Annotated in this window: 14 protein-coding genes; 8 read left to right on the top strand and 6 right to left on the bottom strand. The window is 40.0% G+C overall.

Annotated features, from left to right (window positions below; translation table 11 throughout):
* Positions 1-614: 614 nt before the first annotated feature.
* On the bottom strand, positions 615-1,460 hold the full coding sequence (locus tag QR721_RS03030; protein WP_348029004.1) for an STAS domain-containing protein: 846 nt from the start codon (positions 1,458-1,460) through the stop codon (positions 615-617).
* Positions 1,461-1,918: 458 nt separating this feature from the next.
* Between QR721_RS03030 and QR721_RS03025 the strand changes: the two genes are divergently transcribed.
* From QR721_RS03025 to QR721_RS03010, 4 genes are all read left to right on the top strand, one after another.
* On the top strand, positions 1,919-2,251 hold the full coding sequence (locus tag QR721_RS03025) for an ArsR/SmtB family transcription factor (RefSeq protein ID WP_348029003.1): 333 nt from the start codon (positions 1,919-1,921) through the stop codon (positions 2,249-2,251).
* 23 nt (positions 2,252-2,274) lie between these two features.
* Positions 2,275-3,570 (top strand): arsenic transporter, encoded by a 1,296-nt coding sequence (locus QR721_RS03020; protein ID WP_348029002.1) that lies wholly within the window; start codon positions 2,275-2,277, stop codon positions 3,568-3,570.
* Between the two features lie 19 nt (positions 3,571-3,589).
* Positions 3,590-4,015, top strand: coding sequence for an arsenate reductase (thioredoxin) (gene arsC, locus QR721_RS03015; protein ID WP_348029001.1), 426 nt, complete (start codon positions 3,590-3,592; stop codon positions 4,013-4,015).
* Positions 4,016-4,176: 161 nt separating this feature from the next.
* Positions 4,177-4,680: a CarD family transcriptional regulator gene (locus tag QR721_RS03010; RefSeq protein ID WP_348029000.1), complete on the top strand. Its 504-nt coding sequence runs from the start codon at positions 4,177-4,179 to the stop codon at positions 4,678-4,680.
* A 57-nt stretch (positions 4,681-4,737) separates the two neighbouring features.
* Here QR721_RS03010 and QR721_RS03005 read toward each other — a convergent pair whose 3' ends face one another.
* The 3 genes from QR721_RS03005 to QR721_RS02995 all read right to left on the bottom strand — a co-directional run bounded on the left by QR721_RS03005 (position 4,738) and on the right by QR721_RS02995 (position 7,894).
* Positions 4,738-5,586, bottom strand: a complete 849-nt coding sequence (locus QR721_RS03005; RefSeq protein WP_348028999.1) for a DUF6270 domain-containing protein — start codon at positions 5,584-5,586, stop codon at positions 4,738-4,740.
* Between the two features lie 192 nt (positions 5,587-5,778).
* On the bottom strand, positions 5,779-6,969 hold the full coding sequence (chrA, locus tag QR721_RS03000; RefSeq protein WP_348028998.1) for a chromate efflux transporter: 1,191 nt from the start codon (positions 6,967-6,969) through the stop codon (positions 5,779-5,781).
* A gap of 103 nt (positions 6,970-7,072) precedes the next feature.
* Positions 7,073-7,894 carry a metallophosphoesterase gene (locus QR721_RS02995; RefSeq protein WP_348028997.1) on the bottom strand — a complete coding sequence of 274 codons (822 nt, stop codon included), beginning with the start codon at positions 7,892-7,894 and terminating at the stop codon, positions 7,073-7,075.
* A gap of 131 nt (positions 7,895-8,025) precedes the next feature.
* Here QR721_RS02995 and hpaB point away from each other — a divergent pair, with 131 nt between their 5' ends.
* Entirely contained in the window at positions 8,026-9,471 is a 1,446-nt protein-coding gene (gene hpaB, locus QR721_RS02990; protein WP_348028996.1) for a 4-hydroxyphenylacetate 3-monooxygenase, oxygenase component, read from the top strand.
* A gap of 37 nt (positions 9,472-9,508) precedes the next feature.
* On the opposite strand, the gene QR721_RS02985 is transcribed toward hpaB, so the two are convergent.
* On the bottom strand, positions 9,509-11,464 hold the full coding sequence (locus QR721_RS02985; protein ID WP_348028995.1) for a cation:proton antiporter: 1,956 nt from the start codon (positions 11,462-11,464) through the stop codon (positions 9,509-9,511).
* A 185-nt stretch (positions 11,465-11,649) separates the two neighbouring features.
* Here QR721_RS02985 and QR721_RS02980 point away from each other — a divergent pair, with 185 nt between their 5' ends.
* Genes QR721_RS02980 through QR721_RS02970 form a run of 3 tightly spaced genes read left to right on the top strand, consistent with a single transcriptional unit; the run spans position 11,650 to position 13,575 of the window.
* On the top strand, positions 11,650-12,024 hold the full coding sequence (locus tag QR721_RS02980; RefSeq protein ID WP_348028994.1) for a GntR family transcriptional regulator: 375 nt from the start codon (positions 11,650-11,652) through the stop codon (positions 12,022-12,024).
* Entirely contained in the window at positions 12,014-12,871 is an 858-nt protein-coding gene (locus QR721_RS02975; protein ID WP_348028993.1) for an ABC transporter ATP-binding protein, read from the top strand. Before QR721_RS02980 ends, QR721_RS02975 begins: the two co-directional genes overlap by 11 nt.
* A 2-nt stretch (positions 12,872-12,873) precedes the next feature.
* Positions 12,874-13,575, top strand: a complete 702-nt coding sequence (locus QR721_RS02970) for a hypothetical protein (protein WP_348028992.1) — start codon at positions 12,874-12,876, stop codon at positions 13,573-13,575.
* A 108-nt stretch (positions 13,576-13,683) separates the two neighbouring features.
* Here the strand turns inward: QR721_RS02970 and QR721_RS02965 are convergent, their stop codons facing one another.
* The gene (locus tag QR721_RS02965) at positions 13,684-14,154 is read right to left on the bottom strand and encodes a peptide-methionine (S)-S-oxide reductase (protein ID WP_348028991.1); all 471 of its coding nucleotides are present in this window, start codon (positions 14,152-14,154) and stop codon (positions 13,684-13,686) included.
* Between the last annotated feature and the right edge of the window lie 451 nt (positions 14,155-14,605).

The following is a 14,605-nucleotide window of genomic DNA, read 5'->3' as shown; positions in this document are numbered from 1 at the left end:
CAAAGCACTCGCAGATAATATCGAGGAAGTATATGGGTTAAATACTTTCAATGTTCTTTGTTTGGCAAGCCTGCTCAATTAATTTGATACTTTTTTCAGGGTTAATTTTCCTAAAAAGATGCAGCATGCTTTGTTTAATGCATGAGAAGTATTGAGCATACTAGCTTATTAGGCTAAAATTTTTTAACCGTTCATAAATAGTAAGTTCTGCATATTAAGATCTCTTTTTTGCAAATCTCTTTAAATAGAATGGTCACTTAAGTACCTCTATAGTTGGAATGCTTTCTTATTCTCTCATTGTCACCATACATTCCCCTTCCATTCACCTCCAATTAATCATATAGTTGTAGAAACACCATCCTTTACAGGGTCTTTTGAACTAAATCAAAATCATTAAAAAATGTAATACCCTTATTTTTAACCAGACAATCCTTTATTTGATTATTTTTTAAATATGCAGAAGTCTCTGTTTGAGGGACTTAAGACTTATGGCAATCAAAAATAACCGATCCCTGTTGTTTAGCAAGGGTCGGTTATTTTCTATTTATATTTACAAGTGCCCATTAGTTAGATAAGCAGCTCTTTTTTTTATTATATAGTGATGTCAGACTAAATTACCTTTTCTCCCTCAATTCAAAGCCTAATTTATCTAAACCTTTTTCAATACACTGAACATATTCAGCTTCTATGGATGAAGTAGAGTATATGAATACACTAGCTAATTCAGGAGAGACACCGGACAACATAACATCTATACCCATCAGTTTAAGTGAAGAAATCAGACGATTTATGGAGTCTAGGAATTCTTTATAATTTCTTTTCATTTCCGAGAGATCAATAATTAAGTAATCAATTTGTTTTTCGGTAACATAGTCCAAAACACATTCTGAGATTTTCAGACCTCTTGTACTACTTATATTTCCTTGCAAGGCTAATATAGCAATACTTGAGGATATAGGTATAATTGGGACACTCAGCATTCCCACGTCTTCATATGTGTCATCCAGCTCAATAATAAAAGACAATACATCTCCTATCGTCCTTATATACTTAATATCCTCTTCGCTGAATTCTTTTTCTTCCTGATCGGCAACACAAAGTGTACCAAATTCAACTCCAGTGGAGCTGTTTAATGCAACTCCTAAAAAAGCCTTTGCTTGAAGTTGTTTAGTAATGCTTCTATTCTTCGTTTCCCGATGTGTCATTAAGTTAGTGAAAAACTGGATTTTCTTATCATTTTCAATAACATACTTACAATTCGATTCTTTATAATCAACCACCATATCATTAGTAACCAGAACTTTATTTCTATTAAATGAATTGATTACATCCATCTGATCGTATTCTCTTTTAGCAATATAAGCGGTATTTACATTTAGTTGATCAACTAAAGTTTTAAAAAGCATGTTAGAAACTTTGATCAACGAGTCATTCGATCCATATTTTCTTGCCTCTTCCATCGTATAGGCCTCCATTAGTATAGACATTTCGTAAACACCGTTCATGTTAAGTAAAACATAGTAGTAGCAATATAGATACTTGGACCCCTTACATACGCAAATTAATATAAAAGGCTCTAAGTTAAAAGTCAGGCAAGTATTCTCACACCCTGATCATTTGACTTAGAGCTTTTTTATGGAAACATTAAATTTCCTCAATAATCTACACATACAAAATTTTCGTTTCTGACACCTGCTAGTTTCGTGTACTACTTCCAATAACCGGCATACTAATACTGGCATAAATTGAAAACTTCATAAGGGTCAGAATTTACTAGTAATAAGTAAAAGCAGTTTCACTAGCGATCTATGAATTTTTACGGCAAATTCATATAAGTAGTTGTTTATATAACCATTCACTTATATAATTTAATGACAAAGTTAAATGCTGTTTCCATGAAGATTGAGGAGGTTTTACTATGGTTACGTACGAAGAGACTGGTATTTTCCTAAAAACGATCGGAGAAGAAACGCGCTTGAAGATTGTCTGCTATTTGGCTCGTGACTCTTTTTGTGTATGTGAAATCGTGCAACTGCTTGGGATGAGCCAGCCTTCGGTCAGTCAGCATTTGAGAAAGTTAAAAGCTGCAAAAATTATCACTGAAGAAAAAAGAGGAAGATGGACATTCCATTCTTTAAACACAGATCATCCACAATACTCACTTCTTCTTCAGCTGCTCGATACACTTCCCTCAGTCATGACTGAAATTGAATCTCTGACAAGGAATGGCAGAAGAATACTTTGTGATTAATATGAAAAGAGGGACATAATTACATGCTTGCATTTACTGCGATTTTCATCTTTATATTGACTCTTACCTTTGTCATTTGGCAGCCAAAGAATCTATCCATCGGTTGGTCAGCCTGTGCAGGTGCTGCGCTCGCGCTACTTGCTGGCGTAGTCGATTTCGGTGACATTACGGATGTGACAGGAATTGTATGGAATGCAACACTTACCTTTGTTGCCCTTATTATCATTTCTCTTATACTCGACGAGATTGGCTTTTTCGAATGGGCTGCTTTGCATATGGCCCGGTTCGCAAATGGCAGTGGCTTAAAAATGTTTCTGCTCGTCATCATTCTTGGTGCAGTCGTGGCAGCACTCTTTGCAAATGACGGTGCGGCACTAATCCTTACACCTATTGTACTTGCGATGGTACGAGCCTTGAATTTTGAAGATAAAATGATTCTGCCATTCATTATGGCATCGGGATTCATTGCAGATACAACATCACTCCCGCTCATCGTCAGTAATCTTGTTAACATCGTTTCAGCTGATTTCTTTAACATCGGTTTCGCTGAATATGCTTCGCGTATGATCGTACCGAATCTTTTCAGCCTTGCAGCGAGCATGCTTGTGCTTTGGCTTTTCTTCCGCAAAAGAATCCCAAAAGAGTTCAACATGTCACATATGAAGACACCTGAAACAGCTATTAAAGACCATACGATGTTCAGGATATCCTGGTTCGTGCTCATCGTCCTTCTTGCCGGTTACTTTATTAGCGAGTTTTTGAATATCCCTGTCTCCTTTATCGCTGGATTCATAGCGATTGTCTTCCTGATTATCGCAAGAAAGAGCCCAGCGGTTCAAACGATGACCGTATTGAAAGGCGCTCCTTGGGCAATTGTCTTCTTCTCAATCGGTATGTACGTTGTCGTGTATGGCCTTAAAAATGTCGGCCTCACAAGCATCCTAGCAAATGCAATCGGCTCTTTTGCCGAACACGGACTGTTTGCCGCAACAATTGGTATGGGATTCGTTGCAGCAATTCTATCCTCTGTGATGAACAATATGCCCACTGTCATGATTGATGCGCTTGCAATTGCAGATACTGGAACAAGCGGAAGTATTAAAGAGGCACTCATATACGCGAATGTCATCGGTTCTGATCTTGGTCCAAAAATTACACCAATTGGTTCATTGGCAACATTGCTATGGCTTCACGTCCTTAAAACTAAAGGTGTCCGTATCTCCTGGGGGTATTACTTAAAAGTCGGCATCATTTTGACGATCCCAACTCTGTTTATTACTTTGACAGGTCTATACATATGGCTGACCATTATTCACTGATTATGAAAGGATGAAGCTCATGTCTAAAGAAATAATCTACTTCCTATGTACAGGCAATTCATGCAGAAGCCAGATAGCTGAAGGTTTCGCAAAAAAATATCTTGGTAATGAATTTGACGTTTTCTCAGCTGGCATTGAAGCCCATGGATTGAATCCAAAAGCAGTCCGTGCCATGCTTGAATTGAATATTGACATATCAGGACAAGTTTCAGAAACAATTAATCCGGATATTTTGCAAAGGGCCGACTGGATTATCACTTTATGCGATGATGCCAATGAAAGGTGCCCAATTTCACCGCCATCTGCAAAACGTGAACACTGGGGTTTTGAAGACCCGGCTAAAGCAAAAGGAACTGAAGAAGAACGATGGGCTGTTTTCCAGCGTGTTCGAGACAATATAGAGGCACGGATCAAACGATTCGCTGAAGAGGCAAAGATGAGATAGGACTAATGAAAATGGGCTGTTTTGCCACGACCCGGCAAAAGCGATTAAAATATGGTATGATATAAGTAGCGTATCTAATAATTTACATTTGAATATGCAATTCAAGATGAGCTATAAACCAGAACTGTCTGTGTTTCATAGCCTTCAAAGGAGACGGGAGAATGTTTTCAATTGGAGATACAGTCTTTTATGAAGCACATGGTGTGTGCACGATTGTAGATATACAAGAGCAAACATTTTCTGGTACAGCGCGTGATTACTACATTCTCGCACCGATTCAGAATGAATCTCTGAAATTGTATCATCCTGTTACACAGGAGAAAGGCACTTCAAAGTTGACACCTGTTGCCACAAAGGAGCTGGCACAGCAAATCCTCAGTACTTTCAAGAATGCCCCTGATCCATGGTCAGACCGCCCTTCCGAACGCAACCAGCATTATCGTTCTGTTCTGAAGACACAAGACGATTTCCAGATTGCCCAGGTGGCTAACACCATCTTGCGCAAAGAAAACGAATTGAAACTTGAGAACAAGAAACTTCATCATCAAGATGCTGAGATACTCCAACGCATTATGCCTAACATTTGCAATGAACTTGCAGTCGGCCTCAGCCTATCCAGTGAAGAAATAAAAAAGAAAATTGAACAAATGGTCAGTGTTAGCTGAAAAACGTAAAAAGGTGGTGTCCGTGTATGGACGCCACCTTTTTTTTGCCTTGCAGCTTTATTTTAAAATTACTTTCTCAACCAGTTTGGTGATAATTGTCTTATTTTGCAGTTTTGTGTTCTCTTCGTTTTGCTGATGATTCAGCATAACTTCATTTAGACCACTAAACAAGTCATCATAATATTGCTGTGTGAAATGCCATGGCTTATTGCCATATGGATGTTTATAATCGGCAAAGTAGGTTCTCTTCTGCATATCGATAAAATCGATATTATAATTTTCCGAGAGATGGTCATATATACGATCATACATTTTGTTATTGCGAGCAACTGTTCCACAGACTTTAGTTGAGAAATTGACCGGAAAACCTTTATCGGTCATATAACTGTAAGTCTCCGAGAATCTCGTGACGATTATTCGGCAACCTGGAAGATTCTTATGTACCCACTTATAAAACTCATCAAATTTCCTATTGAATAATTCCATGAATTCCTCATGTTTAAAAATATTGAGTCTTCTGTTGTAAAGCTTCTCCGTGAAAAATCTCGTCTTCCTAAATCCATTCGGATTGTCTGTCAAATATCCATCTTGCGTTTCTACAATCCCGTATTTCACGTCAGTATACAGATCATATATAATATAATCCGGCTTCTCAGCAATCAGCTCTTCACGGTAAGACTTATCCATATCACGCTGCACTGTTTTTCTTTGCAAATCGGAAACTTCATCAACAAATTCCTTACCATGTTCATCAATGTTAGACCGATTGGACATGAAACTGATTATGGATGTTTGCCAAGCTGTTGAGACACATTCATAGAACTCTTTGTAATTCGCAACGAACTTTCTATTGAACAGATCTCTCGTCACACAACAGCCGATGACAGCTATTCTAGGTTTTTTCATCTCCTGGCCTCCAGTCGGTAAATGTCTGCTTTTGTCTACAATTCTAACATGTTCAGAAAGCACCAACAAAGAATTTGAAGCAGAGTTTGCATGAATATTCCAATGTTAATGTTACCAAATGGCTTACCGACAATGGATGTAGCCGATACAGGAAATTTATACTTACCAAGAATTAACGAACTGAATACCAGCTTATAACATGAGCCATCCACCTAAAATTCCAGCAATTACGACAGTCCACGGGGGCATTTTCCAGAATACGAGCATTCCGAACAAGATGGCCGCCAAGACAAAATCATATACATCCAAAATAGATGTCGTCCATATTGGATTGTACAGTGCAGCTAACAAAATTCCGACTACAGCAGCATTGACCCCCATCAGTGCTCCCTTGACCTTCGCATTGCCACGGATTGTATTCCAAAAAGGCAAGACTCCTAAAATGAGGAGAAATGCTGGCAAGAAAATCGCAACAATCGCAATGACACCGCCTAATGAGCCTTTCATAATTGTTCCTATGTATGCAGCAAAAGTGAATAGCGGACCAGGAACTGCTTGAGTCACTCCGTAGCCGGCCAGGAATTGCGATTCATTTAGCCTGCCTGCTTGGACAAAAGCTTGTTCCAGCAACGGCAGTACGACATGACCGCCCCCAAATACAAGCGCACCCGATCTATAAAAATCGGAGATGATTGCAAACCAATCAGAACTTATTACCCTACTCAAGATTGGCAGCAAAAAGAGAAGTAAGAAAAAAGCTACCAAACATAACAAGCCAAATCGTCTGGAAACAGGAAACTGTTTTATAGATTGCAGCTTATCCGCCGCTATTTGATTCCGATAAATTAAAAATCCCACAACCGCGGCCAGTATAATGACGATTATTTGTATAGTTGCCGCAGGAATGACTAATACAGCAATTAAAGCAGCCAAGGCGATTGTTTGTCTTGGCATATCCGGTGTCAGTTTTTTCGCCATCCCGAGAATTGCATGTGCGACGACTACGACAGCGACAATTTTTAGCCCATGGATCCATCCTGCCTCATTGACGTTGAACGTGTGAAGATACATAGCGAATACAATGAGTACAAGCACGGATGGAAGTGTGAAGCCAACGAATGAAATGATTCCTCCTATTACTCCACCATGGATGACACCGACACCTATGCCCACCTGGCTGCTGGCAGGCCCAGGTAGAAATTGACTGAGTGCTACAAGATCCGCATAGCTCTCCTCATCCATCCACTTTCTTCGGCGGACATACTCCTGATGAAAGTAACCCAAGTGCGCTATTGGCCCACCAAATGATGTGCATCCCAACTTCAATGAAACGATAAGTATTTCTATAAGTGTTTTAATTCGGCTTTTCCTTCTGACCTCCATTGATCTCTCCCTTTATGAATTGTTAATTTATAAGGCAAAGCGGATTCAATGTAGCATGGGTTGCCGACTACTTCAATTCAATAATAAAAATTAAACAATAACTTTACAATGTACTCTCAATTCTGATCAGGCTGAGCTGGCTTCTGTTCAAAAAGCGTAATGGAGCCCTGCTTGTTCCAAGCCCACTATCGATATAAAGGCTCTGGTCGGAGCCAATTTCAAAGACTCCTTTATCCAATTTCGGGAAGAACCCCTGATCCGGCGCAATAACTGCTCCGATAATCGGGAACCGGACTTGACCACCGTGAGTATGACCGCTCAAGATCAGGTTTGCAGGAATATCATTATATTTTTTTACAATGTCTGGTGTATGGGACAGGAAGATTGTATAAGCATCTTTATCAATATTAGCAAATGCTGCCTCCATATCTTCGTAATCTGTTGAAGCATCATCAATCCCAACAATATTGCAAACGAAATTGCCTTTCTTCCACTGGACACTATCATTGTGCAAAACTTTTACATTTCGCTTCGCTAGTCCAGCAAACAATACCTCGTTCTGATAATTTGCCCAGTCATGATTACCGGAAATAAAGAATACATGCTTATTAATATCTACGACTTTTTCGATGAATGAGAAGACAGCTCTCAGACTTTTAGTATCTTTGCTGATCAAATCACCCGTTATTACAATCAAATCAGCCTTGGCTTCTTTTACTGCATGGACGAGCCGCTTATTCCCCTTGCCAAAAGCTCTATTATGCAAATCACTAATTTGTAAAACTGTAACTCCAGACTGTGCAGGAATTTTATCTGACTTGAAAACAACCTCATTCACCTTAAAACGATGCACTTCACTGAACACCCTTACGACCAGAGTGAAAATCAACAGAATTGGTGTTAAAAATGAAATACGCTTCCCCACTGCATAACCTCCCAAAAATCAATTATCATTATTATATTTGAAAATATGCCAACAACCATAAATCCTGTTCCCAAATTGAAAACCAAGAAAGAATATAGTGCCTTAATCATAATCTTAAATGAGGTGATCGAATGGGATCAATTAATGGGAAAAAGTATATTGAACGATTGGATAAGCTAAAAACAGAAATCTGGTATGACGGCCAGAAAATCACCGGAAAAATTTCCGAGCACCCAGCATTTAAAGGACTCCTTCAAACAAAAGCTCACCTGTATGACATGCAGCTCAAACCTGCTTTCAAAGACATCATGACCTTTCCGTCACCAACAACCGGCGACCCAGTCGGTATGTCGTACCTGATGCCACGGACAAAGGAAGACCTTCTTAAAAGAAGACATATGATTGAACTGTGGGCCAGACAAACAGGAGGCATACTAGGGAGAAGCCCCGACTATTTAAACACAGTTCTGACCGGTCTTGCTTCCTCTGCAGCTTGGCTAGAGAACAGGAATAACTGCTTTCCCGACCATCTTAAAGCCTTCCATGAAAAAGCTCGAGAAGAGGACCTATCTTTTACACATACATTCATTTCACCACAGGTCAATCGTTCAACCATGTATTTTGGAGAAAGTGATGAACCTATCGCTGCAAGAATCGTTGAAGAAAATGAAAAAGGTATCTTAATTAAAGGCGCACGTCTTCTCGCAACTCAAGGCGGTCTTACTGATGAACTGCTCGTCTTTAGTGTCGGCAAATACTTCTTTAATGAAAATGAAGCTTTTGCTTTTGCAATTCCATCCGACACAGAAGGACTTAGATTCATTTGCCGAAATTCTTTTGTCGGCGGCAGCTCGGAATTCGATCATCCGCTCAGTTCCAGGTACGAAGAAATTGACTCCATCGTCGTTTTTGACAATGTTCTTGTACCATGGGAAAGGGTATTTTATTACAAAAATGCCGAGGTTGCTGAAGAGTTCATTACAGTTAGCGGCTTCCACTCTTTCGCTAAACACCAGGTCATCACAAGACAAATTGTAAAGACGGAATTCATCCTTGGTCTCGCAGAACTTATTGTAGAAACCATTAATATTGGTGAATACGAACATATTCAAGGAAAAATGTCCGAAATCATCATCGGACTGGAAACGATGAAAGCGTTGATGGAAAAGGCAGAAAATCATGCCGCCCTTGATGAATGGGGCTATATGAGGCCAGATCTCTCCACATTAAAGGTCGCTGGCACAGTCTTCCCTAAAATCTACCCTCGTTTGTGCGAGATTATACAACTGCTTGGAGCAAGTGGACTGATTACATTGCCAACCGAAAAGGCATTCGCCTCGGACATTCGTAAAGATTTGGATCTATATGTTCAAGGAGCAACGAAAACGGCAGAGGAACGGGTCAAGATTTTCACTCTTGCCTGGGACTTGACTATGAGTGCTTTTGGAACAAGGCAAACTCAATATGAACGTTATTTCTTTGGAGATCCAATTCGACTCACAAGTGACCTATATAAAAACTATCCGAAAGACAAACATGCTCAAGCTATTCGAAATTTCCTTAAACTAAAACAATAAAAGGATCGGCTGAATTTCAGCCGATCCTTTTATCTGATCAGTCATTTAAACTGAGACTATTCTCTATTGCAAGCAAATTTTCACGAAAACGCTTCATATCATTGCGAGAAATTTTCCCCTTCTCAAAGAACTGCTGGATGTAATCTCTCTCCGTCTGAATTGCAAAATATAGAAGATTCCGTTCTTCTCTTGCAGTATCTTTCTTAGCTTTTCGACGTCCTTCTTTTCGCTGATAAAGCATGATAAACATTTCAACAAGCTCTCGCGGAAATGTACTTTCATCCATATCCTTCAACCTTTCAAGAATGAACGCACGGTTGCTCCGGAACAACTTTTTATGCTGTTCACGGCGCTCGGCAGCAGTAAGCAAGTGGAAATGCTCCGCATGGAACCTCTTTTTAAGAAGTCTAATATAGAGCAGATTCCGGCGGTACCGTTTTTCCCGTGACATGATAAACAGTTTCCGGTTAAGTCTCCATAGAGCAGGATAAGCGATACGCAGCTTAACCTTCCCTTGCTTGACTAGATTTAGCGTATCCGCAAGCTGCCAATCGAGAATCATTCGACGCAGCTTCTTTTCATCCTGTCTCATTTCGCCCGACCTCGTAAGGGACATGATTCGGTCATTGTATGTCCTGATTACTCGCCCCACAGCTTCCTGATTATCCTCTGTCCGTTTCTCCCGAAGCTTCTTCGTCACTCTGCGCAGAATAGCGATTTCTTCAGCTACTGCAGGTCTTTCCTTTCCACTCACTGCCTTTGGAGCGAATAATGGCAGTGTAAAGTTTGCAAGTAGCAGCGTCAGCAGAATTACCCCTGCAGCGATACTCAAAAGCAGATCACGTTCTGCGAATAACGTTCCGTCGGATAAGACAAACGGAAGGGAAAGCGCACTTACAAGTGTAATCGTCCCTCTGACACCAGCAATTGTATAGAGAAATGTCGTCTTCCACTCTTTTCCCCCATGAGATATTCGCTCAGTTCCAAAGTTGTTAAATAGACGCACCCAGATTAATCTCAAGCCGAGCAACACTGCTGTAATGCTGACAATATAAAGAATGAGCATGCCATTGTTAACAAATTCATTTTTCCATATTGTTACTAAGATTTTTGGTAGTTGCATCCCAAGAAGAACGAATACAAGTCCATTCAAGCTGTACGAGATAATTGCCCAAGTGCTTCTCGATAGCAATTTCAACTGTGCCACTTCAGCATTCAGCTTCTTATAACTGAGTGAATGTACAATCCCTCCAAAAACAACAGCAAGGATGCCGTTTACACCCAATTCCTCTGCTGCCATGAAGATAAGAAACGGAAGCAAAATTTCCATCAATACGTAAGAAACTTCATTCTCCACTCCAAAATTACGCAACCAGCGCATGAGAACAATTTTAAGCAAGCTGAGCACAGAACCGACAAGAACACCACCAACAGACTGAAAAATGAAACTTGTCCCAGCGTCCACAATGGAGAACGTTCCTGTTAATAGTGCTGCTACTGCGAACTGGAAGGAAACGAGTCCAGAAGCATCATTGATAAGCGACTCTCCTTCAAGTGTATGCATAATTGAATGTGGTACCTTCACCTTTTTTGCCAAAGCACCTACTGCTACCGCATCGGTCGGTCCTAAAGCAGCCGCCAAGGCAAATGCAGCGGCATATGGCAAGCCTGGCAGCAGCCAATGTATGAATAGCCCAAGCAGCAGAACCGTCATGAAGACCAGACCGAGCGACATGAGCAAAATCGGTTTCCTTAATCCCCAAATTGCCCCTTTATCTACTCTTGCAGCGTCATTGAATAAGAGCGGCGCCATAAACAAAAGCAGGAATAATTCAGGACTTAGTTCAAGTGAATGGCTCGCAAATGGCAGTGTTAAGCAAATGCCGAGCACAATCTGAATAAGCGGAAACGCAATATTCGGAATGAATTTGCTCAATACATTTGAAATAAACACAGCACTGAGCATGAACAGGATTATTTCAAAAATTTCCATTGATGTTTGTCCACCTTCTATTGTTTCGTCTGTGAATATTTTAACAAATTTATGCCCGGTTTGTGTGTATGGCTCCTTGTCTTATGCACAGTTTTCTCGAACTTTATTGTTTTGCTATTGACAGTTAGGTTTATTGGTTATATGGTTAGTTACACAAGTAATGAACCATATAACGAGGCGATCTTATGAAAAACAAGCTGGACGACAGCAGACCGATCTATCTACAGATTAAAGAACAGTTGGAAAACGACATTATGAATGGCTCGCTGCAAGCGGATGAACGTATCCCTTCTACAAATGAATTTGCTCAGTTTTACAAGATTAATCCAGCTACCGCAGCGAAAGGCATCAATGAACTTGTTGCTGAAAATATTTTGTACAAAAAACGGGGTGTCGGCATGTTTGTGGCAGAAGAAGCAAAAACAATCCTAATCAAAAAACGTAAACAGACTTTCTATGAGGACTACATGAAGCCGCTAAAAAGAGAAGCAGAAAACCTAGGTCTAGGACTGAATGAATTGGTCGAAATGATCAAAGGAGGAGAATCTGATGAAAATTGAAGTGAAGCAACTTACTAAAAAGTACAAGAACAAGCTTGCTTTGGACGATATATCTTTCACATTGGAAGGACCAAAAATCTACGGTTTGCTTGGCAGGAATGGTGCTGGTAAGACAACCATCATGGATATTCTGGCGGGGCTCACGCTTCCTAGTCAGGGGGAAATCCTCATTGACGGCCAGCCGACCTTTGACAATCAAGAAGTTGCGGGTCTTGTATGCCTTATTAAGGAAGATGGCAATTTTAAGAAAGACCTGAAGATCAAGCATATCTTGAAATCTTACTCCTATTTCTATCCGAATTGGGATGAGAACTTTGCAGCTCAACTGCTTGAAACATTCAAATTAAATAAAAATATGAAAGCAAAAACATTATCTAAAGGAATGGCTTCAGCGCTCGGCATCACAATTGGACTAGCAAGCAAAGCTCCTATAACCATTTTCGATGAGCCATATATTGGAATGGATGCAGCAGCGCGGAAACTTTTTTATGAAATTCTGCTCGAAGAATATGAAAATGAAAATCGTATGTTCATTTTTTCCACTCATCTTATTGACGAAGCAAGTCTCCTTTTCGAAGAAGTCATCATCATTCAGGATGGAAAGCTTCGCTTAAAAGAGGAGGCAGAGAAATTAAGAGATGAAACATATGCTGTCTCTGGACCGAAGGATAAAGTAGAAACATTCCTTGCTGATAAGGATATTATTCGCCAACAAGCTTTGGCAGGCATGATGACTGCTTATGTAAGAGGCAATGCAATCGAAGCTGAATCATCCGGATTGTCCACAGAAGGCATTCCAATTCAGGATCTTATGATTCATCTTACAGAGGAAAGGCAGGTTGGTTAATTATGAATAAACAAATACAAGGTCTTATGTACTTTTTCACAGTTGATACGAAGCGAACAATTACTGTCTTCTGGTCAATTTTACTTTCTTTATTGATAATTTCCTTCGTCACAATGTATGTAGTCACCCATTTTTACGGTCAGGAAGGCGTAGCGACTTTCTTCATCTCCATGCCAATTTATATTTTTGCTGCAATTCATAGCTTCAAGCTTGCAAGCAATACACTTCCCTTTGCAATCAAAATGGGAAGTACACGAAAAATGCTTTTTGTAAGTCTGGGCGCATTCTTTCTTATTGAATCTATTGTTCAAGGACTTCTTATTAATGCTGTAACAGTGATTATTGATTCATTGAAAAGTATCCTCGGTATGGGTACAAAGGAATTTATGTTGATTCATCCGGCTATGTGGCTAAATGAAAGTTGGTTTGACCGAATGCTCGTAGACACAACTTTAGTCTTTACAATACTGGCGGTTTTCTTCACATTCGGTCTGCTGTTCCATAAATATGGACTTTCAGGTGGAGGTAGTGTTCTCGCCCTCCTGGCATTCATATTGATCTTGTCCATCTTCACAGGTTGGATTGCAGATGCATATCACTTCTTCGTAAACTCTTGGGGCCTGATCCTCTTTGGAGAAGTGATGCTTGTGGGAATTGCCATCTACTGTCTGTCCTGGACACTCATGAGACGATTTACAGTGTAGACAAAAAAACCGCTCCGTCACATTGACGAAGCGGTTTTTTTATAAGACAAGAGTGTTTAACAGCATTAAACGGTTCTATCCCCTAAGGTATCTCTAAACAAATTTTCCTCACTTATATTTGCTTAATAATTCCTTTGGGATATGACAATAATCATTTGGACATCTGGCTAATCTATCTTGGTGTTCCTCTGCACTTCTCACATAGTTTGTAAGAGGCAATACTTCAACAACTATTAGATCACAATCATTTCTCTCTTTTATAAATATCTTTGCTTCCTTTAAATGTTCTGCATTTTCACTATATACTCCAGTTCTGTATTTCTCGCCAACATCCTGCCCTTGTTTATTCAAACTGTATGGATCAATGATTTCAAAAAAATACGCCATTAATTCCTTAATTGTTACAACCGTTGGATCAAATTCTGTTTTTACACATTCTGCGTATCCATCATAATCACCCTCAAGTGTATGGCTAGTTCCATTAGCTCTTCCTGCTTCAGTAAACTTAACTCCCGGTAAAGTTTCTATAAAAGCTTGTACTCCCCATAAACATCCACCTGCAAAATATACTACTTCCATTTCCAAACCCCTTCTTCGTTAAAGACGCTATTAATATATAATTGAATAATTATAGCTAGCTTTATATTATGATAGCAATTTTTGAGACCCCCATCATGCAGGAACACTGATAAGAAGTTAAATAAAAAAGATGCTGGGACATAACTAAAGTTGCATGTGTAAAAGACGAACAAAGAATCAGAAGAAAATATGGTAAGGCACCAGTTGAGAACCGGTCGGATTTCCGTTGCAGGCGAACGCTTTCCACGGGCATGGCTTCAGCTAAATTCCAGGCAAAAGACGCCTGCAATATTATCTTCAGCTCATGCTATTCCCGTTGGAGTCGTCGCCTTCCACTACAATCCTAGGAAGAGCACCGGACATAGCGGAGAAAAGATGCGAGACTCCCGCGGGAAGATAGCTAAAATCGGTCGCATCCTGCGACCAACGCCATCACTAGGCATCCTGCCGT

This window comes from Aciduricibacillus chroicocephali (assembly GCF_030762805.1).
GTDB classification, from domain to species: Bacteria; Bacillota; Bacilli; order Bacillales; family Amphibacillaceae; genus Aciduricibacillus; species Aciduricibacillus chroicocephali.
This window is presented reverse-complemented; position numbering and strand designations above follow the sequence as displayed.

Bases quoted from the DNA above. Each gene is read 5' to 3' on its own strand.
- QR721_RS03030 (WP_348029004.1), bottom strand. From the start codon at position 1,460: ATGGAAGAGGCAAGAAAATATGGATCGAATGACTCGTTGATCAAAGTT.
- QR721_RS03025 (WP_348029003.1), top strand. From the start codon at position 1,919: ATGGTTACGTACGAAGAGACTGGTATTTTCCTAAAAACGATCGGAGAA.
- QR721_RS03020 (WP_348029002.1), top strand. From the start codon at position 2,275: ATGCTTGCATTTACTGCGATTTTCATCTTTATATTGACTCTTACCTTT.
- arsC (WP_348029001.1), top strand. From the start codon at position 3,590: ATGTCTAAAGAAATAATCTACTTCCTATGTACAGGCAATTCATGCAGA.
- QR721_RS03010 (WP_348029000.1), top strand. From the start codon at position 4,177: ATGTTTTCAATTGGAGATACAGTCTTTTATGAAGCACATGGTGTGTGC.
- QR721_RS03005 (WP_348028999.1), bottom strand. From the start codon at position 5,586: ATGAAAAAACCTAGAATAGCTGTCATCGGCTGTTGTGTGACGAGAGAT.
- chrA (WP_348028998.1), bottom strand. From the start codon at position 6,969: ATGGAGGTCAGAAGGAAAAGCCGAATTAAAACACTTATAGAAATACTT.
- hpaB (WP_348028996.1), top strand. From the start codon at position 8,026: ATGGGATCAATTAATGGGAAAAAGTATATTGAACGATTGGATAAGCTA.
- QR721_RS02985 (WP_348028995.1), bottom strand. From the start codon at position 11,464: ATGGAAATTTTTGAAATAATCCTGTTCATGCTCAGTGCTGTGTTTATT.
- QR721_RS02980 (WP_348028994.1), top strand. From the start codon at position 11,650: ATGAAAAACAAGCTGGACGACAGCAGACCGATCTATCTACAGATTAAA.
- QR721_RS02975 (WP_348028993.1), top strand. From the start codon at position 12,014: ATGAAAATTGAAGTGAAGCAACTTACTAAAAAGTACAAGAACAAGCTT.
- QR721_RS02970 (WP_348028992.1), top strand. From the start codon at position 12,874: ATGAATAAACAAATACAAGGTCTTATGTACTTTTTCACAGTTGATACG.
- QR721_RS02965 (WP_348028991.1), bottom strand. From the start codon at position 14,154: ATGGAAGTAGTATATTTTGCAGGTGGATGTTTATGGGGAGTACAAGCT.